Source organism: Streptomyces sp. NPDC007205, from assembly GCF_040634095.1.
Taxonomy (GTDB): domain Bacteria; phylum Actinomycetota; class Actinomycetes; order Streptomycetales; family Streptomycetaceae; genus Streptomyces.
This window is the reverse complement of sequence record NZ_JBEYEW010000004.1, coordinates 236655-260444: the sequence shown is the minus strand read 5'-3', so window position 1 is coordinate 260444 and position 23790 is coordinate 236655. Positions and strand designations below refer to the sequence as shown.

Here is a 23790-nt window from a genome sequence, read left to right as displayed (position 1 = left end):
GCGACGGATGCCACGTCTGCGCCTGCGTGACCGATGACGGCCACCCTCCGGTCGCCCGTCGACAGGACCTGGCAGTGGCCCGTCGGCACCCGGCCGACCAACCAGGGTCTGCCGGACGCGTGCCGGGCCAGCACCGCCCCTTCATCCCGGAGCTGTTGCAGCACCCCGAGGGCGACAGGACAGTCTGGTACGGCGACGAACCACTGCACAGGAGACCTCACTTCAGACGGGCATCAGAGGAAACGGCCGACACCGGCTTCCCTGTACTGACCGGCTCCGCCTCGAGTGTCGTGTGCGAACGTCCCGGCCTCCGCGACCATCGGCGGCTCGTAGGCGACGGGCTCCTCGGCAGCCACCCGCTCCTCGTTCGTGGGCGCCTTCTGGATTTCCACCCTCATCCCTCCTCAGGGATTAAGACGGGGCACGTCCCCGCCGCTGGGATGAATACCTGCAGCCATCATGTTTGAACCCTCTACGCAGACGCCAATTTCAGCCAACATCCGTCAATTCTTGCATTTCGAACCCGCATCCACATAGGCATCCATCAGGGCCTGCTGGCCAATTAAAAAGCATGCCCGCTCCGGCGAGGTAACCACCACCGGCGATCACTTTCCACTCCCAAGAGTGAAGCCTCCCCGCATCACAGTCCTGCGGTGCGTCCGTCAGCTAGCCTGGCCATATCTCCCTTCATCTGTATGGGAGTTCGGCACACAGGAGCGCATCGCGCCCTTCAAGGATGAATCACGACGACACCAGAGAGAGAGCGATCATGCCTCCTGTTCTCCCCCCGTTCCTGCTCGGTCTCGTCTTTGCCCCTTTGGCCAAACGTCTGGTGAAGCCGCTGGTCCGCGGCACGGTCAAGACGTCAATGAGCCTTGTTATGGAGCTGAAGAAGGCAGCGCACGAGGCCGGTGAGGAACTGCACGACATGACTGCGGAGGTCGCTGCCGAGTTGATCGGTACCGAACTCCGGGAAGAAGAAACAGTCGTCGGCAAGCCGGTAAAGCCTCGGAGCCCCGCAGGCTCGGGGGCTGCGGCCGGAAAGGGGCGCTAAGTCCGCCGACAAGATTCACCATTCTGGGGACGACGGCAGGGTCGACTTTTCCTCGACCACGCCGTCGCCCCCATTCAGCCTGTCCCGGGCAAGGAAATGCGTGACTGAATAGGATGACGTCTTGACTGACATCATGACCACGACTGACATCACAGGAGAGAGCGACTCCGCTAAAAATGTCCTGTACCGGGCGGAGCTGGTGCTCGACGGCAATTCATACACGCTCGTCGTGTGGGACTTGGTACGAGGCACGCTACGAAAGACCGGTGTGCCCAGGAGGACGGTGGAAAAGCTCCCCGCCTACCTTTCGATGCTCAATCTTCAGCACATGGATGAGTGAGCCGCACTGCCTTCGGCGGCCGGCTCGGGGACGGGATCCGGGACAGCGGGCAGCCGGAGCCGCTCGCCGCGCTCCAGCCGCCACCGGATCCAGGTGAGGAGCACGGCCCTGGGCAGCAGAGCGTAGACGCGGGTCGGACGGCGCTTGACGGCGAGGACGCGCAGCGGGCGCGGGCGGAGCAGGAAGACCTGGGCGAACCGGACCAGGGACCGGCGGTCGGCGGCAGCGAGGTCGCGCAGCAGGTCGGTGGAGAGCCGCCGCCAGACTTTGTGGAGTCGGGCACTTGCGGCTTCTACGCCGACGGCCCAGACACACATGCGGTAGAAGTTGCAGGAGTCGTCGGCCACGTCCTTGGCATAGCCGACGACGTCACTGACCAGCTCTCCCATCGCGTGCATGTGTCCCGCGAGACGGTCGAACGACTCGTCCCCGGGCAGCCCGGCGAGGCGCCGGCCGAACCGCGTCATGATCCGCACGTCGGACGACCGCCCGTGACAGGCGCGCACGAGGTCGTCCACGCTGTGCGGAGCGCGGCGGCGCATGGACTCGGTCTCCCAGCGGGCGTACTCCTCCAACGCGCGCAGATCGGCCAGTGCTTCGGCGGTGTCGCACCCGTATCCGCGCAGTACCTCCTCGATGCCGTCGCGCCAGGCGGTGCCCGCCGGAGGGCCGTCGGCCTGCTCCCGCTCGACGGCGAGATCGCCGACGTAGACCAGCGCTTCCAGATTGAGCAGCGGTGGCCAGTAGTAGTCCAGCGCGTCGCGCGGGCAGCCGAGGAGACGCAGGGTGTGGACGCAGTGCAACGTGACGGCACCGGCCTTGAGCTGGTGCCGGAGGGTGACGGCGGTGCGCTCCCAGGCCATGGGGGGATCGGCGGACAGGGGCCGCTTCCAGGCGCGCTCGGCGGCGCCGCGGGCGCCACGCGACACCAGCGGCCGGCATACCTTCGCCTTCTTCGTGGCGGTCATACAGGCCTCCCTCAGCGACGGGGTGAACGAGCGGCCGGCGCGGACGCTCCGCCGCCAGGCCGACGGACACCGTAAGCACCACGACAGCGTCAACTGACATAAACCGTAGGCCTATTCACCACAACGAGTGGCGTGCGAGCCCTGCGAGTTTTTGCTGCCGAGCGGATGGAAATGCCCCGTGCGGTGCCGGTCCGCCAGGGACCGGCACCGCCTTCGAAAAAGGAGTACCGACATGTTCCTTCCCGACTTCGGCAGCCCCCGCGACTCCGGTTCCGAGGACGCTCCCGCCCTGCGCTGGCACGCAGAGGTCTACGAGGGCGACGAGGCCTGAGCGGCACCTGACCCTCCGGGACACCCCGTGTGAGCCGGGGAACGGCGGGGCCGGCGCCTACCTGGCCCCGCCGTTCTTCACATCCGTACCCACTCCCGCGCGCCTGAGGAAGCACCGTGTTGCCAGAGACCACCAGCGTCCACCCGCCCGCCGCCCGCGAGAACCTCGTCGAGATCGTGCACGGGCTTCCGGTCGCCGACCCTTACCGGTGGCTGGAGGATCTGGACAGCGACGCCTCGCGGGCGTGGGCCGAGGCCCAGGACACCCTGTTCGCCGCGTACCGGGCGGCCTGGCCGGACCGGGACGCATGGGACGAGCGGCTCAAGGCCCTGGCGGTGACCCGGCGGGTGTCCGCGCCGGTCTGGCGCGGCGGACGGCACTTCACCGAGCGGCATCTGCCCGGCCGCGACCAAGCCGTGCTGTACGCCACCGGGGCGGACGGCACCGAGCGGACCGTGGTGGACGCGGGCACACTTGAGCCGCGGGGCCGGGTACGGCTGGCCGGGTGGCGGCCCTCCTGGGAAGGCGACCTGGTGGCCTGTCAGTTCGCCGTGGACGGGGCCGACGTCACCCGGCTCGTGGTGTACACGACCGACGACGGGGAAGCCGTCGACGAGCCGGTGGAGGGGCTGCGGCACTCGCCGGTGGCATGGCTGCCCGGCGGGAAGGCCTTCTACTACGTGGGCCCCGCTGCCGAGGGACCGGACGGCATGCTGCGGGTCAAACTGCACCACCTGGGACGGGCCGCGGTGGAGGACGAGGAGGTCTTCGGTGAACAAGTCGACGGATTCGCTTACTTCGGGCTGACCATCGCACCCGACGGCGACCGGCTGGTCGTCTCCGTGGCTCGCGGAATCACCCATCACAACGACCTGTGGCTGGCCGAGACGCCGGTGAACGACCCCGCGCGACCGGTGTGGCAGCGGTTGGCGGACGGCGCGGAGACCAGGGCGCTCGCCTCGATCCGGCTGCACCGGGACGGCGGCGGGCGCCTCCACACCGACCGGGGCGCGCCCCGCGGGAGGATCCTTGTCACCGACCGCACAGCGGTGCGCGGTGACGGCTGGCGGGAGCTGGTAGCGCAGGCCCCGGACGCTGCCCTCGACGACAGTGTCCTGCTGGACGGGCCCGCTCTCGCGGAACCACTGCTGCTGGTGTGCTGGAGCCGGTCCGCCACCAGCCGGATCACCGTGCACCGGGCCACGGACGGCGAACGCATCAGGGAAGTCCCGCTACCCGGCAGCGGAACGGTCCGGGCGCTGCGCGGGCGGCCCGAAGGCGGCCACGAGGCGTGGTTCACGTACACCGACTTCGGCAAGCCACCGGCCGTCTTCGTCTTCGACGCGGCCACCGGGCGGGTCGCACCGTGGCCCGGGCGCGATGCGCTCCCCGGGCCCCAGACAACCGAAGAGCCGGCCGGGGCATCCGAGTCCCCGGCGGAGCTGCTCACCCGTCAGGTCCGGTACGAGGCCGACGACGGCACCCCGATCCTGCTCTTCCTCCTTGGCCGCGCCGACCAGCCGCTCAGCCCGCGCACCGGGCAGCCCCGGCCTGCCCTGCTCACCGCCTACGGCGGTTTCGGCGTCCCGATGCGCCCCGCTTACGCTCCTTCCGCGCGGGCCTGGGCGGAAGCCGGCGGCGTGTACGCGGTGGCCTGTGTACGGGGCGGCGGCGAGCACGGCAACGCCTGGCACGCCGCCGGTTGCGGCGCCGCCAAGTCCCGTGCTGTGGACGACCTCAACGACGCCGCCCGGTATCTGATCGACCATGGCATCACCGCGCCGGACCGGCTGGCCGCGACCGGCCAGTCCAACGGCGGACTGCTGGTGACCGCCGCTCTGACCCGCCGCCCCGACCTGTACGCCGCCGTCGCCGCCATCGGGCCACTGTGCGACATGGCCCGCTACGAGCGCTTCGGCATCGGTCACACCTGGACGGCGGAGTACGGGACCGCCGCCGACCCAGGGCAGCTCGAAGCACTCCTCGCCTACTCGCCGTATCACCAGGTACGTCCCGGCAGCCGCTACCCGGCCGTTCTGCTCTGCGGCGCCGACACCGACCAGCGCACCGGAGCTCAACACGTGCGCAAGATGTGTGCGGCGCTGCAGTACACCACCGCCTCCCCCGCCCCGGTCCTCATGCGCCGTACCACGACCGGCGGGCACGCACACGCCTCAGCACGGACGGCGCACGACCTCACCGCGGACGTCACCGCCTTCCTCGCTTACCACACCGGACTGCCCGCGCCCACGTCCGCGGCCGCCGACGGATCGCCGCGTTGATCCATGAGTGAATCGCCCAGTCTCTCCGCCCCGCCCGAGGCGGAGAGAAGCAGAGAGATCCGGTGATGCCCGCGTGTCCCGCCACGTCACCCCGCCCGCAGAACCGCACTGCCATCAGCGCCCGGTCCACGGTCCGCTGAGGCTCCGGTCAGCCGTGCCCGGACGGCAGCGGTGGGAAGCCCCCGTCCTCGTCGGGCGCCCCCGGCTCGCCGGGCTGCTCACCGCCGTACTCGGCAAAAGCCCTGGTGTCACCGGCGTCCGGGCCAGCGCGGTGACCGGCAGCGTGCTCGTGCACCATGATCCAGCGCTCGGCGCGGCGGACATCGGCGGACAGCTCCGGGCGGTCCTGGACGACCTTCTACGACAGGCGGGGACACCGAGCCAGGCCCCTCCACCGCCGACCGAGCCGGCCCGGACCCGCGAACAGGCCGGTGAGCCGGCCGGGGCCCGCAAGGCCACCCGGTCCGCCGTCCGGCCCCGCATGCTGGTGGCCGGCGGTGCCGCGGCCTCCCTCGCCCTGGGCGGCTCCGGGCTGCTCCTGGGCCCCTGGGTGGCTCTGGGCGCGGTCGGCGCAGCCACCACCTTGCTGATCCGCCGGGCCTGGCATGAGACGAGCGGGCCACGAAAGACGCCCACCCCGCGGCTGGAGCCCGCCGAGGCGGCCCGTCCGGTCGGGACCCCAGACGCACCTCCGTTGCTGCGCCTGGCCAGAAGGCACCGGCGCCGGATCGGCCGCGCCGCCGGACTGTCGGCTGCCGCTGAACTCGCCGAACTGGGCGTCTTCACCAGCCTCGGTGCGCTGCCGCTGCTCCTCGCCCGCGGCAGCAGCCCGGCGCTCACCGCGCTGGGCGTGACCGGCGCCCTCCCACAACTGGGCGCGCTCACCGCCGTCGCCGCACTGGCGAAGCTCGTCCAGGCCGCCCTGTCCTACCGGGCCGACCTCACCTGGCGCACCCTCGGTCAGGACGTGGAACACGAGTTGCGCAGCGAGGTGTATCCCCATGTAGAACGGCTGCCTCTGCGGGACCTGGAGGGCGAGCGGACCACCCGGATCGCCGGTGTGCTGAGCGCGGACATCCCCCACGTGGGCGCCTTCCTCGCCCACGGCCCCGGCGAACTGGTCCAGCTCGCCACCTGTTTCCTGGTGATGGCGCCCGCCTTCCTCCTCCTCGCCCCCCGGCTCGCCTGGGCTGCCTTCCTGCCCGTCCCGGTCATCACCTGGCTCTCCCTGCGGCACCACTCCCGCTCCGGGCGCGCCCATGCGGCCGTGGGAGACCGCAGGGTCCGGCTGAACAGCCAGGTCATCAACACCCTGGAAGGCAGTGCCACCGTCAAGAGCTACTGCACTGAGGCCGAGGAGGCCGCCCGTGTGGAGCGGCTGAGCGACGCGTGCCGCAACGCCACCCGGCTCACCGACCGGGAGACGGCTCGGCATATCCAGACCGTCGGCACGTGTGCCAGCCTCTCCCTGCTCGCCACCGGGCTGCTCGCCGCCCGCGACGTGTTCCGGGGAACACTGTCCCTGAGTTCCTTCAACACACTGCTTGCCCTGCCCAGCCCGGTGCTGTATCGGCTCACCCGGATCGGCACGACCCTGGAGCAGTACCAGCACACGCTGGCCGCGCTCGACCGCGTCGAACACCTGCGGAACCTGCGGGCCGAGCCGGACGAGGGCGGATGCCCCCTGGACCTCGGACAGGTCGAGGGAGAGCTCGTACTCGACGGGGTCACCTTCGCGTACCCGGGGCGCCCCCCTGTACTGCAGGACACCCGGTTGCGGTTCATGTCCGGCCGTACGACCGCCATCGTGGGTGCGACCGGGGCCGGCAAGACCACCATTGCCAAACTGCTCATGCGGTTCCAGGACCCGGTGGCAGGCCGGATCCTGCTCGACGGCCGGGACATCCGGGAGCTACGCCTGCAGGAGCTGCGGCGCTGCATCGGTTTCGTCGCCCAGGACGCCTTCCTGTTCGACGGCACGATCGCCGAGAACATCGCCTACGGCACCCCGCACGCGGACCACGCAGCCATCGTCCGTGCGGCAGGCACCGCGCAGGCGTCCGGGTTCATCGAGGCACTGCCGCAGGGGTACGACACGGTGGTGGGCGAGCGGGGAGCCGCGCTGTCCGGTGGACAGCGTCAGCGCATCGCGCTGGCCCGCACCATCCTCAAGGACCCTCCAGTCGTCATCCTCGACGAAGCGACGTCGGCCGTCGACAACGACACCGAAGCCGCCATCCAGCACGCCCTCCGGGACTTCACCGCCGGTCGCACCACCGTAGTCATCGCCCACCGTCTCTCCACCATCCGGCACGCCGACTGGATCCACGTCATGAACGAGAACGGGACCCTTGCGGAGGAGGGCTCCCACCAGGACCTTCTCGCGGGGGACGGGCAGTACGCATCGCTGTGGCGACTGCAGACCGGAACACCCGAGCGGGACCCCAGGGATGCCGGGAGAGTACTGGTCACGGCCCCGCAGTGACGCCCTGCTCAACACCGCGAACTCCTGCATCACAGAGCGGTTCGACGTGCCACGGGATTCGGCGGCCGCGGTGTTTCAGGTCCCGGACGAGCACCCGTACTCGTCGAGTTCACTCTCGTCCGGGTCGACGCTGTCGATCTTGACGTAGAGGTCGTCCTGGTCGCCGATGTCGCGGACGGCGACGGCGCCGACAGAAGGAACGAAGCAGACCCCGGGGCGGTGCGGGTCGGCTGTGCCGCCGCCGTCGGTCAGGGCGTCGGCCACGATCCGGTGAGAGCCAGGAGTGCCGCCGGGTGCGGCGTCGGGTTTCCGGGAAGCCGCTGCTCTCGATGTCGTCCGAGGCACCGGCTCACAGGGGAGAGGCACCTCCCCGAAGCCCCGCAAACACGGGCCTCGCAAGACGTTTGTCAGCACAGACAAAAAGACCCCTCCAACCGCGTTCCCGCAGGTCAGAGGGGTCCGATCACGTGGAGCCTAGGGGAGTCGAACCCCTGACATCCGCCATGCAAAGACGGCGCTCTACCAACTGAGCTAAGGCCCCGGAAAGCAGCGTCCTGCCGGAGGAACCGTGTTCCGGCGGGCGCCGCAGACCAGAGTACCGGGTCACCCCGGGTATCCCGCAAAAAGATTGGGGGTCCCCGCGGATGACCACTCTCCGTAAGATGCTCGACGTGGTTCGCTACAGCGAACCGCGGTTTTTAGGGGAAGCGATGGGGAGACGCAATGGACGCCGCACAGCAGGAAGCCACCGCGAGAGCGCGGGAGCTGCAGCGGAACTGGTACGGGGAGCCGTTGGGGGCGCTCTTCCGTAAGCTGATCGACGATCTCGGGCTCAACCAGGCCCGTCTCGCCGCGGTGCTGGGACTCTCCGCTCCGATGCTCTCACAGCTGATGAGCGGCCAGCGCGCGAAGATCGGCAATCCCGCCGTGGTCCAGCGGGTGCAGCTGCTGCAGGAGCTGGCGGCCCAGGTCGCGGACGGCAGTGTCAGCGCCGCCGAGGCGACCGAGCGCATGGACGAGATCAAGAAGTCGCAGGGGGGCTCCGTGCTCAGCAACACCACGCAGACCACGAGCGGTTCGGGCGCCCCGACGGTCAAGCGGGTGGTCCGCGAGATCCAGTCGCTGCTGCGCTCGGTGGCCGCCGCGGGCGACATCATCGACGCCGCGGACAGCCTCGCCCCGGCCCACCCCGAACTGGCGGAGTTCCTGCGGGTCTACGGCGCCGGCCGCACCTCCGACGCCGTCGCGCACTACCAGTCCCACCAGAACTGAGGCACACGGCCCGGTGCACCGGAGGGGGTCCGGTCGCCGGGCCGAGGCCGGGTGCGGGCCCAGGCGCAGGCCCGCGAGGGGGCAGGCCCTGGGCGCGCAGGGGAGCACCGGTCGGGGGTGCTGGTCCCGGGGACCGCGGGGCGATGGTCCGTGAGAGCACGGTAATCGCGTCCGTGGGGTCGGGGACCGGCTGACCGGGGGGGAAGCGGTCAGGGACCGGCTGACAGGGGGGAAGCGGTCAGGGACCGGCGTGACCCGGGGGAGGAGGGGGGAAGCGGTCAGGGACCGGCGTGACCGGGGGGAAGCAAGGGGTAGGAGGAAGCCAGGGGGCAGGCGGACGAGCCGCGGGTCCAGGGGGAGGAGCGATGGGCTGCCATGGGTGAGGTGTTCGCCGGACGCTATGAGCTGGCCGATCCGATCGGACGCGGGGGCGTGGGCGCCGTATGGCGAGCCTGGGACCACCGCCGACGGCGCTATGTGGCCGCCAAGGTGCTCCAGCAGCGCGACGCCCACTCCCTGCTCCGCTTCGTACGGGAGCAGGCCCTGCGGATCGATCACCCCCATGTCCTCGCCCCGGCCAGCTGGGCCGCCGACGACGACAAGGTCCTCTTCACCATGGACCTGGTCGCCGGCGGCTCGCTGGTCCACCTCGTGGGCGACTACGGGCCGCTGCCGCCGGCGTTCGTGTGCACGCTGCTCGACCAGCTCCTGTCCGGACTCGCCGCCGTCCACGCCGAAGGCGTCATCCACCGGGACGTCAAGCCGGCCAACGTCCTCCTCGAAGCCACCGGAACCGGCAGGCCACGGCTGCGGCTGTCCGATTTCGGGATCGCCATGCGGCTCGGCGAACCCCGCCTGACGGAGACCAACCTCGTGGTGGGCACGCCCGGTTACCTGGCGCCCGAGCAGATGCTCGGCGCGGAACCCGACTTCCCCGCCGACCTGTTCGCCGTGGGCCTGGTCGCGCTGTATCTGCTCGAAGGCGCCAAGCCCGACGCCAAGGCACTCGTGCAGTACTTCGCGGAGCAGGGGACGCCCGGCCCGCCCAAGGGCATCCCGGAACCGCTCTGGCAGGTCGTCGCCACGCTGCTCCAGCCCGACCCGGCCGCGCGGTTCCGCACCGCCACGGGGGCGCGCAAGGCCCTCGCCTCCGCCGCGGAACTCCTTCCGGAGCCGGAGTCCGACGACGAGCTGATCGAGATATTCGACCAACTCCCGCCGCTGCCACCGGGGTTCGCCCCCTACGGACCGCTCAAGAGGGCGTCCGGAGTGGCCTTGGGACTGGTCGCGGACTCGGATCCGGACGCGGACGCGGACGCGGATACGGATGCGGATGCGGATGCGGATGCGGATCCGGACGCCGGCACCACAGGCACCGAACGCACCACCGGCTCCCTCTCGGACACCGGCAGTTTCCGTCTGCCGCCGCCGCGCCAGGAGCAGGTATCCCTGTCCCCCGGTACCCCCTCCCCACACGCTCCGTACGTCCAGCAGCCCTCACTCCCCTCCCAACCACCGCCCCACCAGCCGTACTTCTTCCCCCACGCCCCCTCCCCGAGCCCGATGCAGGCACATCGTGTCGATGCCTCTACTGCCTCTAGTGCCTCTGCTGCCTCCATCGCCTCTACTGCCTCGTACACCACTCAGAACGTGCAGGTGCCCACTCCGGCCCGGCACAGAGCGCGCCGTGCGCGCCGGAGGGGGCGGCCCGGGCCGCCGGCCAGGGCCGCGATCCCGATTCTGCTGCTGGCGCTGGCCTGCTACGCCGTGGGCTTCTGGGCGCTGACCCGCGTCTGAGCCCGCCGGGCCGCCACCGTCCAGCCGGCCAGCACCGCCAGCAGCACGGTTCCCAGGCCGATCCCGCCGATCGCGACCAGCTTCATCCCGCGGTCACCGCCCCCGCCGTCCGGGTTTCCGGTGAGCGCCGCCTCCCGGTCCTGCTGCGTGACCGTGAACACGTCACCCGGCACGGGCTGCCCGGCGTACTGCGGCCCCGCGTGCGCCTGCCCGGCCACCCGGACCCGCAGTGTCACACCGAACGGTCCCTGCCCGAACAGGCCGGTCAGCTGCTCGCTGAGGTGCAGGACCAGGTAGTAGTCGCCGGCGAAACGGACGGAGGTCACGGCGGCGGGCGCGGCATGGCGGTTGGCGTACTCCACCGGCGGCAGCGGGGCGAGCACGGCGGGTTTCCGGGTGCCGGTGTAGCCGACAGCGGTGTCCTCGACGTAGCCGCGGACGGGGTTGTAGACGGACAGGTTGAGAGCGCCGCCGACATAGCCGTGGCCCTGGGCCCCGTCCAGTTCGACGGAGGCGTGCAGTTGGCGGCCCCAGTCGACCGGCACCTTGTAGAACCGCGTCTCGCCGGGCACCAGCGCCGTCCGCCAGACCCCTTGGTCCAGCGGGCGGGCCGAGGCGAACCCGGTGCCGCCGGAACGGTCGCGGGGCTCACCGGTGGGCGGCTCGGGCGTGGCGGAGTCCCAGTCCCGCGGCGCGGAGGTGGCCCCGGCCCGGACCGGGCGCGGCTCCGTGACGGGCGCGATCTCCAGGTCCCAGGGCTGCGCCGGGGCCGCCGTACCGGAGCCCTCGGCGTCCAGGCGCTGGACGAGCACGTAGTACGTCCCGCCGCCCCGGCACACCGTCCTGCCCGCCTCCCGCTGCCCCAGCGCGGTGACCGGGCGGGCGCTGAGCCCGGCGCCGAAGCGGGCGGAGGCGAAGGAACAGGGCGTGCCGTGCGCGTCCCGGACGGACACCTTGATGCCGTCGGTGGCGGACACGGTGGTGCCCGGCGGGGGTACGGCGGTGACGGGGACGTACGCCGTGTCGGCGGCCGTGAGGTCGAGCCGGTAGGAGAGCTCGCCGTTCCGCGGCAGGGAGCTGCGGTAGACACGGCCGGGGGCCAGCCGTTCGGCCGTGCCGGTGCTCGCCGCGCCCCCGACGGTACGGGCGCCTGGCGTGAAGGCGTACGGCTGCGGCCGCGTGGAGTCGGCGGCGGTCGCGGACGCGGTGCCGGCCGGCAGAACGAGCAGCGCGCACAGCCCCGGCACCAGGGCCGTCCGCACCGTGCGGGGGACCGCCCGGCGACCGTACCGCCGCCACCACGCCGTACGTAGTCCTCGCCCCCGCACCTGCCGCCCTCCCGTGTCGCCGCCATGCGGCCGGCACGCTCCCCGTACCGGACCGCGTCCCATCCTGCCCCGAGCGCCCTTGCTGCATCCGGGCAACGCGTACGGCCGTCCGAAACGCCCGGCAACGCCCGGCAACGCCCCGCGGGGCATCCGTACGGCGGCCGAACGCGGTCCGCACGCCTACCGCAGCCTGCGCGCCCCCGCAACACAAGGAAGCCGCAGCGCACGCGGAGCCGCGCAAAAACACAAAACCCCGACCGCGAAGGGCGGTCGGGGTCTGTTCAGACTCTGGTATCGGCACTCACGAACCCGTGGGCACGGAGTCAGTCGCCTCCGTCCACAGATCCTGCTCGGCGCGATCCGCCTGGATCTGGCGGTACACGAGGAGCCCGCCGATGGCGGCCAGTGCGACCAGGAGCAGCTTCTTCACCGCGCGACCTCGTCTTTCCTTGACGTAGGGGACCTCTGGCGCCCGACTATACACACCGACCGATATCGATCGGTGACCTGCGTCGGGCCCCAACTTCCGCCCCCAGCACAGCAATAGGCGAGGTCCGACACCGTTCCGATCGGAGGGTGATCACACCCCCACGGACGGTTACTTTGCTCCTTTTCGCTCGCCCTCGCGAGGTTTCAGGGGTTTTCCGATGCCCTTGCGTCCATCCGAGTGGTGTTCATCGGAACATCAACGCGCCACGGGCGTCGGTCCACCACTTCGCGACCCACATACACATCATGAGGAAAGTACGCAAATCGCCCAACCCGAAAGTGAGGGGCCATGACCGAGAACAAGGTCATGAAGCTGTGGACCGCCATCGTCACCGCCTTCTTCGCGCTCTGCACGGCGCTCGGACTCGTCGCCGCCTCGTCCGCCACGACCGCGGCGGCCGCACCCCGGAGCGAGAACCCCCGTACCGGCACCGCGCACCGCACCATCCCGGCGGCACCGACGATCCCGGCGACACATCACTGGGCCTGGTCCCACGGCAGGGCCCTGCCCCCCACGATGAAGCAGCGCATCCGGGCCGAGGCCCACGGAAAGTCCCCGAGGTGCCGGCACCGGCCCGTCGATGAAGGCCAGGCGGAGACCGTGACCATCCCCGAACAGGCCTCGGCGGCCAGACTCGACTGCTGACACCTCCCGCCCCTCGCAGTACCGCAACGTCTCGACACCAGGCGACTTGCGTACGCATCAGTCGAAACGGAAAGACCCCCGGCCGGGTTGGCCGGGGGTCTCGCGCTGTTACCGCCCATGAGCTGTTGTTACCTGGGACCATGACCGACACACCGACCACGCCTGCGCACCCGGTGGTGCGTGCCGCCGTGACCCGGCGCATCACCGTCGTCACCGCTGTCCACGCTCCCTCCGCGCGGTTCCTGCCGGACGCCTACGCCTCCCTGTGCGAGCAACGGCTTCCCGGTGACTGGGAGTGGGAGTGGGTGATCCAGGAGGACGGCACGACGGACCAGGTCCGCCCCTGTGTCCCGGACGACACGCGGGTGAGCTTCGGCCAGGGACGGCCGGGCGGCCCCGGAGTCGCCCGTACGATCGCGCTCGCGCGCGCACGCGGCGCGTATGTGAAGGTGCTGGACGCCGACGACCAGCTCACGCCGGGCGTGCTGGCCCGCGATCTGGCCGTGCTGGAGGCGGACCCCACCGTCGGCTGGACGACGTCCCGGGCCCTCGACCTGCTGCCCGACGGCACGACGGCGGGCTTTCCCGGCGACCCGGAGGACGGTCCGCTCGAACGCGGGGCCGTGCTCGGCCACTGGAAGCGGAACGGCTTCCGTGCGCCGGTCCATCCGGCGAGCCTGTGCGTCCGGCGTGAGCTGCTCCTCGCGCTCGGCGGCTGGATGGCCCTGCCGGCCTCCGAGGACACGGGCCTGCTGCTGGCGCTGGACGCGGTGAGCCGCGGCTGGTTCTGCGCGGAGGCCGGTCTGCTGTACCGCAAGTGGGAGGGCCAGGTCACGGGGCAGGCGTCGCACGTCGAGCCTGTCGAGCGCGAGGCCCGCATGGCGGTCGCCGAGGCCCGGGCCCACGCGCTGGCCGGCCTCACCTGGACCTACCCGGCCGGCCTTCCGTCCGCCTCATGAGCCGGGCGGACGCCCACGGCCTCACTCACCGAGCAGAATCGCCTGCGAGGGGCACTTCTCGGCCGCTTCCCTGACCTGCGGGTCGTCGGCGGACTCCGCCCGGCCCGGCCGTACGACCCCGTATCCGTCCTCGAACGCGAACACGGCCGGCGCCCGGTGCGCGCACTCGGCGGAGCCGTAGCACAGGGCGCGGTCGACGGAGACCTTCATACGTCCTCCAGTCGTCAACGACCCCGGCCGACGGGTCCGGCCGCGGGTCGACTCGGTGACCTCCAGGACGTCCCTGCCCGCCGAAACCCACCCCGAACCGACCACCGCCCGCCCACCTGACCCACGGCCCCACAACCCGGCCGCCGCCCGCCTCACCGACTCTCACCGCGGCCGTGCTCCCCACCCGCGAGCGAGAGCCAGTGGGCCACCCGGCGGACCGTGGGTTCGTCGAGCAGATCGGTCATGGCCCGTACCGCCTCGTCGTCCTCGGCGCTCAGGTCGTACAGGCCCGCCTTGCTCAGACCGGCCATGAGCACCTGGTGCCGGCGGTCGGTCATGCGTTCCGCGAGCTCGGGCGGTTCGCCGGAGCCGGGCACAGGCCGGCCGGCCGTGCCGGCGGGGGCGGGTCCCTTGGTGGCGGGGGCGGGCCCCTTGGCGGCGGCCGGGGTGTCGTAGCGGCGCCAGGCACCGTCCTCGGGCCCCCACAGCGCGACCGTCACCTCCTCGCCGCGCGCCAGCACGGTCTGGGTCATGTCCCCGACGGCGTACAGCACGGGATCCCGGTCGGGCGACTCGGCGCCCACCGTCCAGGAGTCCCGCGCGGGCTGGTGGAACATCGCGACCCAGCGCGGAGCACCGGGCGGTCGCGGGCACGGGGGACGCTTCTGCATGTCACTCACCCCTTCGGGAACAGCCGGACCCAGCCCTTTGGGAAGCACAGGCGGAAGGGACCTTATCTGACGGCCCGTCAGATGACCAGGGATCGTCCTCGGCGTCGGCGGCTGCCTCCCTGCTTCTGGCCTCTTCGCGGCCGGCGTGGCACCCTGCCCGCACCCCGGAGCGGGGTGCGGTGTCGTCCCGGACGAGGGAGGCCGAGGATGAGCGGACGGGAAGAGACAGCAGCCGGAGAAGAGACAGCGGCCGGAGCGGTCACCGGCGCCGAGGCGTTACGACAGCTCCACGCGGTCCGCGCGCACAGCGCCTACGACCGTGCGGTCGCCGCGTGCCGGTACGCCGGCGTCGGCGAGGACGCGGCCGAGGCCGTACCGAGGGACCCCGTCGGCCGGGCCGCCGGCGCGCTGCGCCTGTCGGCCCAGTCCCTCGCCGCGCTGACCGCGAGCGCCCCGGACCCGGCGGCGGACGCCCGCTGCGCGCGCAACACCGCCGCGACGGCGGCGCTGGCCGCCCAGGTGGCCGCGGCACGGGGCAGTGCCCGCAGCACCGACAGCACCACGGCCTGCGCCGCGGCCCTGCGTGCGGCGCTCGCGGCGTCCCAGGCCGCCGCGGTCGCGGCCGGTGGCGGTGCACAGGGGCGGAACGCGGCCCTGAACGCCGCCGCCGACCGGGCCGAGCGGCACGCCGTGGCCACGGCCCGCGCGGCCGGCTGGCTCGGCGTGCTCGGCGTATCCACGACGGACGGCTGACGCACAGCCGCAGGAACCCGGAGAAACCACACAGGCCCCGCCCGTCCGGCACCGGTCCCTCCCCTCGTGGGGACCGGTGCCGGACGGTGCGAGGTGTCGACCCGTGCCGCGTCGGCTCGGCGCGGGCCGAAGAAGGAATGAAGTTGGCCGAGATGGTTCGGTGCCAGGGACTGTCTTTCCGAGCGCAGCTCCGTGGCCTGTCCGGACGGTGTGCACGAGGCCCGCCGACGGATCCGGATCCTGCCATCTGTTGCCCGCGCCGAGGAGACCGCAGCACCCTCGCCCCGTGCTTATCCGCAGGTCAGACATATAAGGTGGGTTTTCCGGTCCGGACGTCCAGACTCGGGGGCAAGTAAAGGGGTGGGACCTTGAGTTCCGACTCAGGGACACGCACAGCTTTCGCCGAGCGGCTCGCGCTGCTGTACAAGGAGGCTGGAAATCCTCCCCTCAAGAGCGTCGCCGAGGCGGTCGTACGACTGCAGCGGATCGACGAGCGCGGGCGGCCCGTGCGGGTGTCCGCGCAGCGGATCAGCGACTGGCGCCGGGCCAGGAACGTGCCCGCCCAGTTCACCGCCCTCGCGGCGGTGCTGCACATCCTGATCCCGGAGGCACGGCGGCTGCGGCCCGCGCCGGTGTCCACGGGCCTGTACGACCTCGTGCACTGGCAGCGGCTGTGGGAGCGCGCGCTGGCCGACCCGGTCGGCGACCGGCCCGTACCGCCCGCCGAGGAGAACCGGCCGCCGCCCGCCCAGGTCCCGCCCGCCGCCGGAGGCGTGTGCCCCTACCGCGGGCTGGCGCCGTACCGGCAGGAGGACGCCCGCTGGTTCTTCGGCCGGGAACGGAGCACGAGCGCGCTCGTCGCCCAGCTGCGCGCCGCGGAGCGGACCGGCGGCCTGGTGATGCTGGTGGGCGCCTCGGGAGCCGGGAAGTCGTCCCTGCTCAACGCCGGCCTGGTCCCCGCCCTCCGCGGGGGCGCCCTGCGCGACGGCGGCCAGGGCACGGGCGCAGCGCTTCCGCCCTCCGGGAACGGCACCGCCGACTGCGTGCTGCACCTCGTGCCCGGCGCCGACCCCCTGGGCGAGCTGGTGCGCCGTATCCCCGACCTCACCGCCGTCGCCGCCGACGCCCGCCGGGCCGAGCAGGAGGCCACGGAGGATCCGGCGGCTCCCGGCTCCGACTCCCCGCGCGTGGCGCAGGCGGCGCGGGAGGCCGCGGCGGCGTGGGCGCGCCGCGAGGGGAGCGGCGAGAGCCGGCCGGTCGTGATCGTGGACCAGTTCGAGGAGGCGTTCACCCTCTGCCCCGACGAGGCGGACCGGCGTACGTTCCTCCAGCTCCTGCACGCCGCCTGCACCCCGCCCGGCGGCACGGACGGGCCCGCCCCGGTGCTCGTCGTCCTCGGCATCCGCGCCGACTTCTACGAGCAGTGCCTCGGCTACCCGGAACTCGCCGACGCGCTCCAGCACCGGCACATGGTGCTCGGCCCGCTGACCAGCGCCGAACTGCGCGACGCGGTGACCGGACCGGCCAAGGCGGTGGGGCTGGAGCTGGAACCGGGGCTCGCCGAGCTGATCGTCCGCGAGGTGAGCGCAGACGGCCCACGCGGGGCGCACGACGCGGGCGTACTGCCGCTGCTCTCGCACGCCCTGCTCGCCACCTGGCAGCGCCGCAAGGCCGGACGGCTGACCCTGGCCGGCTACCGGGCGGCGGGCGGGATCCAGGGTGCCGTCGCGGCGACCGCCGAGCGTGCCTGGTCGGGGCTCGACCCCGCGGCCCGTACGGCCGCCCGGCTGCTCCTGCTGCGGCTGGTCCGGCTGGGCGAGGACACCCAGGCCACCCGCCGGCGGGGCACCCGGCGGCAGCTGGCGCAGGAGTCGGCGGACCCCGGCAAGACCGAGGAGTCCCTGGAAGCCCTCGTACGGGCCCGGCTGGTGACGCTGGACGCCGACACCGTGGAGATCACCCACGAGGCGCTGCTGCACGCCTGGCCCCGGCTGCGGCACTGGATCGACGACGACCGGGGCGACCAGCTGCTGCGCCAGCGGCTGGAGGAGGACGGCCGGGCCTGGGAGGACTCGGGCCGGGACAGCTCGCTGCTCTACCGGGGCTCCCGGCTGGAGCAGGCGCGCAGCTGGGCGAGGTCGGCCGGGGACACGTATCTGACCCGCAGCGCGGTGGAGTTCCTGGCCGCGGCGGTCCGGCTGCGCAAGCGCTCGGTGTGGCTCAGCCGCGCCGCGGTGGCGGCGCTGGTGGCGTTGGCCCTGGTCGCGGGCGGTACGGCGGTGATCGCCTGGAAGCAGCGGGACGACGCGGTGTTCGAGCAGGTGGTCGCCGAGGCCGACCGGGTCGAGCGCACGGATCCGTCCCTGGCCGCCCAGCTCGACCTGGTCGCCCACCGGCTGCGCCCGGACGACGAGGGGACGTACAGCAGGCTGATCTCGATCGTGAACGCGCCGCTGGCCACCCCGCTGTCCGGCCACACCGGTGCCGTCTACCTCACCTCGTTCAGCCCCGACGGCAAGACCCTGGCCACGGCCAGCTACGACCGGACCGTCCGGCTGTGGAACGTGGCCGACCGGAGCCACCCCGAGCCCCTCGGCAAACCGCTGACCGGTCACACCAGCTGGGTGAGCAGCGCCGTCTTCAGCCCCGACGGGCACACGCTCGCGAGCGCCGGCGACGACGGCACGATCCGGCTGTGGGACGTGACCGATCCCGCCCGCCCGAAGGCGCTGGGCAAGCCGCTCGCCGGCCACCGGGGCACGATCTACCTGGTCGCCTTCAGCCCCGACGGACGCACGCTGGCCTCGGCCGGCGAAGATCACACGGTACGGCTGTGGAACGTGTCCGACCCGCGCCGGCCGAGTGCGCTCGACGCCCTGCACGGGCACAGCGCCGCGGTGCGCAGCGTCGCGTTCAGCCCCGACGGACGCACCCTCGCAGCAGGGGGTGACGACGACACGATCCTGCTGTGGAACACGGCCGACCCGCGCCGGCCGAAGCAGTACCGCACCGTGCTGAAGGGCCACACGGACCTCGTGCACTCGGTGGCGTTCAGCCCGGACGGGCACACCCTCGCCTCCGGCAGCGCGGACAACACGATCCGGCTGTGGAACGTCACCGACCCCGCCTCGGCGACCGCGCTCGGCTCACCCCTGACCGGCCACACCGCACCGATCTGGTCGGTGGCCTTCAGCCCGGACGGCAGCAGACTGGCCGCCGCGAGCGCGGACAGCACGGCGAGCCTGTGGAACGTCAGCGACCCCTCGTCCCCGTCGCAGGTCGGGGAGCCGCTCGCGGGCAGCAGCGGGGAGATGTACGCCCTGGGGTTCAGCCCCGACGGGCGGACCCTGGCCACCGGCAGCGGCGACAGCAAGGTGCGTCTGTGGTCGCTGCCGACCTCGGACATCATCGGCCGCACCGGCGCCTTCCGGCCGGACGGACGGGTGCTGGGCACGGCGGCGCGGGACGGCAGGCTCCGGCTGTGGAACGTGACGCGGCCCGACCGGCCGGTGCCGCTGAGCAAGCCGTTCATGCGGGGAGACGCCGGCCACCGTGCGCTGCGGTTCTCCCCCGACGGCCGCGTCCTCGCCGTCCTCACCTACGACCATGCGGTGTACCTGTGGAACGTCGGCGATCCGTCCCACCCGGTCGCCGCCGGATCGCCCATCGCCCTGCGGACACGCTTCGCCGGTCCGGCCACGGTCGCCTTCAGCCCGGACGGCCGCACCCTGGCCACCGCCTACGACGACACCACCGTCCGCCTGTGGGACATCACCGACCCCGCGCACCCCACCGCGCTGGGCAGGCCGCTGACCGGCCACCGCGGCTACGTCAACGCGATCACCTTCAGCCCCGACGGCCGGACCCTCGCCTCCGGCAGCGCGGACAGCACGGTCCGCCTCTGGAACGTCGCCGACCCGGCCCGGCCGACCGCGCTCGGCCGGCTCACGGACCACTCGGGACCGGTCAACGCGATCGCCTTCAGCCCGGACGGTCACGTGCTGGCCAGCGGCAGCGACGACGACACGGTCCGGCTGTGGAACATCACCGACCCCGCCTCGGCGACCGCGCTGGGCGCACCGCTCACCGGCCACACCGAGGCGGTCAAGCTGCTGACGTTCAGCCCGGGCGGGCATGTGCTGGCCAGCGGTGGCAACGACAACACCGTCCGGCTGTGGGACGTCACCGACCCCGCCTCGGCGACCCCCATCGGCCAGTCGATGAGCCCCAACGCCAGGTCGGGCACCTTCCTGTCGTTCAGCCGCAGGAACAACGTCCTCGGGCTCTCCAGCGGCACCGACACGGTCCGCCTGTGGAGCCTGGACGCCGACGCGGCGATCGAGCACATCTGCGCGGTCACCCGGGGCGAACTGACCCCGCAGAAGTGGCACGAGTACCTGCCCCGCCTCTCCTACGACCCACCCTGCGGCCACTGAGCGACCAACCTGACCAATTCCTGCCCGACTTCCCCCACCAGGCGCCCAGGCTTGTTACCCTTGGCCACAGCCCGATCGCTGGTGCATCCCCCGTCGCCAGCGGTCGGGCCTTTTCTGTCCCGTGCTCCGTTCCCGTGCACTGGTCCCGTGCTCTGTTCCCGTGCTCTGTTCCCGTGCTGTGCACGGCAGCCGGTATCGACTGGGCCCTGGAACGCCGAAGACCCCTAGCCGATACCGGCTGGGGGTCTTGGAACTGGTGGGGCTAACAGGATTTGAACCTGTGGCCTCATCCTTATCAGGGATGCGCTCTAACCAACTGAGCTATAGCCCCGCCGCGCTGTGCGGTGTGTGTCCCGCGCGCTGACTCCTGAAGATTAGCGCACGACCACGTCAGTCCCAAAATCGCGGTCACTCGTCCTCCGCCAGGGTCAGCTCGATGCCGCCCACGAAGCCTGCGGAGAGGTTGTAGATGAACGCGCCGAGCGTCGCGAGCGCCGTGGCCAGGACCACGTCGATGACCGCGATGATCGTCGTGAACGTCAGGACGTGGGGGAGCGAAAGGAACGCCTGCAGGTCGAAGCCGTTGGCCTCGTTCGAGCCGGTCGCCTCCGAGATCGTGCCGCCCACCGTCGAGAACACGCCCATCGCGTCCATGACCATCCACAGCACCGCCGAGGCGACGATCGTGCAGATGCCGAGCGCGATGGAGAGCAGGAAGCTGACCTTCATCACCGACCACGGGTCGGCCTTGGCCACGCGCAGCCGGGCCTTGCGGGTGCGCGGCGCCGTGCGCGCCCCGGTACGGGGACGGCGTACGGCGCCGGCCGGGGCCTGCGCCGGATAGGCCTGCGGCGGGTGGTACGGCCCGGCGGGCTGCTCCGGGCGCCGCTCACCGGGGAGCGGGGACGCCGACTGGGCCTCGCCGGCCGCAGCCGGGCCTCGGGTGTCCGTCACAGTGCCCCCCTGGGATCCAGACGTGCCAGAGGAGTCCGTACCGGACGCCTGCACCGGCTTGAGGTTGGTCGTGTGCGGGTCGGCCACGCTCCCCGCACCCGTCCCGTTCGCGGCGGAGCCACGGCCGCCGCCGTCCGTTTCCGTACCCGTGGAGGTACCGGCCGATCCGGCGCCCGTGGCTCCGCTCACGATGACTCACTCCTCGTGCTACTCGGCCGAGGGTGCCTCGCCCTCGTCCGTGCCTGTGGTCGCGGCACCTTCGGCGGTCTCGTCCACGGCCACGTCGCCGTCGACTTCCTCCGCCTCGCGCCCCGCCTCGGCGTTACGTGCGATACCGACCACGGCATCGCGCTTGCCCAGGTTGATCAGTTGGACGCCCATGGTGTCACGGCCCGTCTCCCTGACCCCGCTGACTCGCGTGCGAATCACACCGCCGGAGAGGGTGATCGCGAGGATCTCGTCACTCTCCTCGACGATCAGCGCGCCGACGAGCGAACCGCGGTCCTCCACGATCTTGGCGGCCTTGATGCCGAGGCCGCCGCGGCCCTGGACGCGGTACTCGTCGACGGCGGTCCGCTTCGCGTACCCACCGTCGGTGGCAGTGAACACGAACGTACCGGGTCGAACAACATTCATCGACAGAAGTTCATCGCCTTCGCGGAAACTCATGCCCTTGACACCGGAGGTGGCGCGGCCCATCGGGCGCAGAGAATCGTCCGAGGCGGTGAACCTGATCGACTGTGCCTTCTTGCTGATCAGAAGCAGATCGTCGTCGGCCGAGACCAGCTCGGCGCCGATCAGCTCGTCGTCCGTTCCGTCTTCGCGCTCGCGCAGATTGATCGCGATCACGCCGCCGGAGCGGGGCGAATCGTAATCCTTCAGAGGCGTCTTCTTGACCAGACCGGACTTGGTGGCCAGCACCAGGTACGGCGTCGCCTCGTAGTCGCGGATCGCCAGGATCTCGGCGATCGCCTCGTCCGGCTGGAAGGCGAGCAGGTTCGCCACGTGCTGCCCGCGCGCGTCCCGGCCGGCCTCGGGCAGCTCGTACGCCTTCGCCCGGTACACCCGGCCCTTGTTGGTGAAGAACAGCAGCCAGTGGTGGGTCGTGGAGACGAAGAAGTGGTCGACGATGTCGTCTTCCTTCAGCTTCGCGCCGCGCACGCCCTTGCCGCCGCGCTTCTGCGCCCGGTAGTCGTCCGTCTTGGTCCGCTTGACGTAGCCGCCGCGGGTGACCGTGACGACGATGTCCTCCTCGGCGATCAGGTCCTCGATGGACATGTCGCCCTCGTACGGGATCAGCTTGGTCTGGCGGTCGTCGCCGTACTTCTCGACGATCGCGGCCAGCTCCTCGCTGACGATCCCGCGCTGGCGGACCGGCGAGGCGAGGATCTGGTTGTACTCGTTGATCTTCGCCTGGAGCTCGTCGTGCTCCTGGACGATCTTCTGCCGCTCCAGGGCCGCCAGGCGCCGCAGCTGCATCTCCAGGATCGCGTTGGCCTGGATCTCGTCGATCTCCAGCAGGCCCATCAGGCCGCTGCGCGCGATCTCGACGGTGTCGCTGCGCCGGATCAACGCGATGACCTCGTCGATCGCGTCCAGGGCCTTCAGCAGACCGCGCAGGATGTGCGCCCGCTCCTCGGCCTTGCGCAGCCGGAAGCGCGTACGGCGGACGATGACCTCGATCTGGTGCGTCACCCAGTGCCGGATGAACGCGTCCAGGGACAGCGTGCGCGGCACGCCGTCGACCAGCGCCAGCATGTTGGCGCCGAAGTTCGTCTGCAGGTCGGTGTGCTTGTACAGGTTGTTCAGCACGACCTTGGCGACCGCGTCCCGCTTGAGGACGATGACGAGCCGCTGGCCCGTGCGGGAGCTGGTCTCGTCACGGACGTCCGCGATGCCGCCGACCTTGCCGTCCTTCACCAGGTCGGCGATCTTCTGCGCCAGGTTGTCCGGGTTCACCTGGTACGGCAGCTCGGTGACCACCAGGCACTGGCGGCCCTGGATCTCCTCGACCTCGACCACCGCGCGCATCGTGATGGAGCCGCGCCCGGTGCGGTACGCCTCCTCGATGCCCTTGCGGCCGACGACGAGCGCGCCGGTCGGGAAGTCGGGGCCCTTGATGCGCTCCATGAGCGCGTCCAGCAGCTCCTCGTGCGAGACTTCCGGGTTCTCCAGGTACCACTGGGCGCCGGCCGCGACCTCGCGCAGGTTGTGCGGCGGGATGTTGGTCGCCATGCCGACCGCGATCCCGGCCGAGCCGTTGATCAGCAGGTTCGGGAAGCGGGCCGGCAGGACGGTCGGCTCCTGGGAGCGGCCGTCGTAGTTGTCCGTGAAGTCGACGGTCTCCTCGTCGATGTCGCGGACCATCTCCATCGACAGCGGCGCCATCTTGCACTCGGTGTACCGCATGGCGGCCGCCGGGTCGTTGCCGGGAGAGCCGAAGTTGCCGTTGGAGTCCACCAGCGGCATCCGCATCGACCACGACTGGGCGAGGCGCACCAGGGCGTCGTAGATGGAGGAGTCACCGTGCGGGTGGTAGTTGCCCATGACGTCGCCGACGACGCGGGCGCACTTGTAGAAGCCGCGCTCGGGGCGGTAGCCGCCGTCGTACATCGCGTACAGCACGCGCCGGTGGACGGGCTTGAGGCCGTCCCGGACGTCGGGCAGCGCACGGGACACGATGACGGACATCGCGTAGTCCAGGTACGAGCGCTGCATCTCCGTCTCGAGCCCCACGGGCTCGACACGCATCGCGAGTTCGCCGCCCTCGGTCTCAGGAGTCTCTGGAGTGTTCTCGTCGGCCATTGCTGGTGAA

19 protein-coding genes and 2 tRNA genes are annotated in these 23790 nt (G+C 71.7%); 10 read left to right on the top strand and 11 right to left on the bottom strand.

Annotated features, from left to right (window positions below):
- Positions 1-233: 233 nt before the first annotated feature.
- Entirely contained in the window at positions 234-398 is a 165-nt protein-coding gene (locus ABZ624_RS09905) for a lasso RiPP family leader peptide-containing protein (RefSeq protein WP_360084601.1), read from the bottom strand.
- A 338-nt stretch (positions 399-736) separates the two neighbouring features.
- On the opposite strand from ABZ624_RS09905, the gene ABZ624_RS09900 reads away from it, so the two are divergent.
- Both ABZ624_RS09900 and ABZ624_RS09895 read left to right on the top strand, forming a co-directional pair.
- A complete protein-coding gene (locus ABZ624_RS09900; protein ID WP_360084598.1) occupies positions 737-1054 on the top strand; it encodes a DUF5132 domain-containing protein in 318 nt (105 codons plus the stop codon).
- Positions 1055-1175: 121 nt separating this feature from the next.
- Positions 1176-1394: a hypothetical protein gene (locus tag ABZ624_RS09895; RefSeq protein WP_360084595.1), complete on the top strand. Its 219-nt coding sequence runs from the start codon at positions 1176-1178 to the stop codon at positions 1392-1394.
- On the opposite strand, the gene ABZ624_RS09890 is transcribed toward ABZ624_RS09895, so the two are convergent.
- Complete coding sequence (locus ABZ624_RS09890) at positions 1376-2362, bottom strand: hypothetical protein (RefSeq protein WP_360084592.1); 987 nt, start codon at positions 2360-2362, stop codon at positions 1376-1378. The genes ABZ624_RS09895 and ABZ624_RS09890 overlap by 19 nt on opposite strands.
- 447 nt (positions 2363-2809) lie before the next feature.
- On the opposite strand from ABZ624_RS09890, the gene ABZ624_RS09885 reads away from it, so the two are divergent.
- Positions 2810-4975: a prolyl oligopeptidase family serine peptidase gene (locus tag ABZ624_RS09885; protein ID WP_360084589.1), complete on the top strand. Its 2166-nt coding sequence runs from the start codon at positions 2810-2812 to the stop codon at positions 4973-4975.
- 154 nt (positions 4976-5129) lie between these two features.
- Positions 5130-7460 carry an ATP-binding cassette domain-containing protein gene (locus tag ABZ624_RS09880; protein ID WP_360084586.1) on the top strand — a complete coding sequence of 777 codons (2331 nt, stop codon included), beginning with the start codon at positions 5130-5132 and terminating at the stop codon, positions 7458-7460.
- A gap of 75 nt (positions 7461-7535) precedes the next feature.
- On the opposite strand, the gene ABZ624_RS09875 is transcribed toward ABZ624_RS09880, so the two are convergent.
- Both ABZ624_RS09875 and ABZ624_RS09870 read right to left on the bottom strand, forming a co-directional pair.
- Positions 7536-7724 carry a hypothetical protein gene (locus ABZ624_RS09875; RefSeq protein ID WP_360084583.1) on the bottom strand — a complete coding sequence of 63 codons (189 nt, stop codon included), beginning with the start codon at positions 7722-7724 and terminating at the stop codon, positions 7536-7538.
- 204 nt (positions 7725-7928) lie between these two features.
- Positions 7929-8001, bottom strand: a tRNA-Ala gene (locus ABZ624_RS09870).
- A gap of 182 nt (positions 8002-8183) precedes the next feature.
- Here ABZ624_RS09870 and ABZ624_RS09865 point away from each other — a divergent pair.
- Both ABZ624_RS09865 and ABZ624_RS09860 read left to right on the top strand, forming a co-directional pair.
- On the top strand, positions 8184-8732 hold the full coding sequence (locus ABZ624_RS09865; RefSeq protein ID WP_360084580.1) for a DNA-binding protein: 549 nt from the start codon (positions 8184-8186) through the stop codon (positions 8730-8732).
- A gap of 375 nt (positions 8733-9107) precedes the next feature.
- Entirely contained in the window at positions 9108-10529 is a 1422-nt protein-coding gene (locus tag ABZ624_RS09860; protein ID WP_360084577.1) for a serine/threonine-protein kinase, read from the top strand.
- On the opposite strand, the gene ABZ624_RS09855 is transcribed toward ABZ624_RS09860, so the two are convergent.
- Both ABZ624_RS09855 and ABZ624_RS09850 read right to left on the bottom strand, forming a co-directional pair.
- Entirely contained in the window at positions 10493-11791 is a 1299-nt protein-coding gene (locus ABZ624_RS09855; RefSeq protein ID WP_360084574.1) for a hypothetical protein, read from the bottom strand. The genes ABZ624_RS09860 and ABZ624_RS09855 overlap by 37 nt on opposite strands.
- A 367-nt stretch (positions 11792-12158) precedes the next feature.
- Positions 12159-12287 carry a DLW-39 family protein gene (locus tag ABZ624_RS09850; protein WP_003999697.1) on the bottom strand — a complete coding sequence of 43 codons (129 nt, stop codon included), beginning with the start codon at positions 12285-12287 and terminating at the stop codon, positions 12159-12161.
- A 348-nt stretch (positions 12288-12635) separates the two neighbouring features.
- Between ABZ624_RS09850 and ABZ624_RS09845 the strand changes: the two genes are divergently transcribed.
- Both ABZ624_RS09845 and ABZ624_RS09840 read left to right on the top strand, forming a co-directional pair.
- Positions 12636-12992, top strand: a complete 357-nt coding sequence (locus ABZ624_RS09845; RefSeq protein ID WP_360084571.1) for a DUF6344 domain-containing protein — start codon at positions 12636-12638, stop codon at positions 12990-12992.
- Positions 12993-13132: 140 nt separating this feature from the next.
- Positions 13133-13951: a glycosyltransferase family 2 protein gene (locus ABZ624_RS09840; protein ID WP_360084568.1), complete on the top strand. Its 819-nt coding sequence runs from the start codon at positions 13133-13135 to the stop codon at positions 13949-13951.
- 21 nt (positions 13952-13972) lie between these two features.
- On the opposite strand, the gene ABZ624_RS09835 is transcribed toward ABZ624_RS09840, so the two are convergent.
- Together ABZ624_RS09835 and ABZ624_RS09830 are read right to left on the bottom strand one after the other, a co-directional pair.
- A complete protein-coding gene (locus ABZ624_RS09835; protein WP_360084566.1) occupies positions 13973-14161 on the bottom strand; it encodes a ferredoxin in 189 nt (62 codons plus the stop codon).
- A 152-nt stretch (positions 14162-14313) separates the two neighbouring features.
- Positions 14314-14832, bottom strand: a complete 519-nt coding sequence (locus ABZ624_RS09830) for a hypothetical protein (protein ID WP_360084563.1) — start codon at positions 14830-14832, stop codon at positions 14314-14316.
- 207 nt (positions 14833-15039) lie between these two features.
- Between ABZ624_RS09830 and ABZ624_RS09825 the strand changes: the two genes are divergently transcribed.
- Together ABZ624_RS09825 and ABZ624_RS09820 are read left to right on the top strand one after the other, a co-directional pair.
- Positions 15040-15585, top strand: a complete 546-nt coding sequence (locus ABZ624_RS09825; RefSeq protein WP_360084560.1) for a hypothetical protein — start codon at positions 15040-15042, stop codon at positions 15583-15585.
- Between the two features lie 368 nt (positions 15586-15953).
- Positions 15954-20021, top strand: a complete 4068-nt coding sequence (locus ABZ624_RS09820) for a WD40 repeat domain-containing protein (protein ID WP_360084557.1) — start codon at positions 15954-15956, stop codon at positions 20019-20021.
- 254 nt (positions 20022-20275) lie between these two features.
- Here ABZ624_RS09820 and ABZ624_RS09815 read toward each other — a convergent pair.
- The 3 genes from ABZ624_RS09815 to gyrA all read right to left on the bottom strand — a co-directional run bounded on the left by ABZ624_RS09815 (position 20276) and on the right by gyrA (position 23780).
- A tRNA-Ile gene (locus ABZ624_RS09815) sits at positions 20276-20352 on the bottom strand.
- A 77-nt stretch (positions 20353-20429) separates the two neighbouring features.
- Positions 20430-21164 carry a DUF3566 domain-containing protein gene (locus ABZ624_RS09810; RefSeq protein ID WP_360084554.1) on the bottom strand — a complete coding sequence of 245 codons (735 nt, stop codon included), beginning with the start codon at positions 21162-21164 and terminating at the stop codon, positions 20430-20432.
- A gap of 18 nt (positions 21165-21182) precedes the next feature.
- Positions 21183-23780: a DNA gyrase subunit A gene (gyrA, locus tag ABZ624_RS09805; protein WP_360084551.1), complete on the bottom strand. Its 2598-nt coding sequence runs from the start codon at positions 23778-23780 to the stop codon at positions 21183-21185.
- Positions 23781-23790 lie beyond the last annotated feature (10 nt).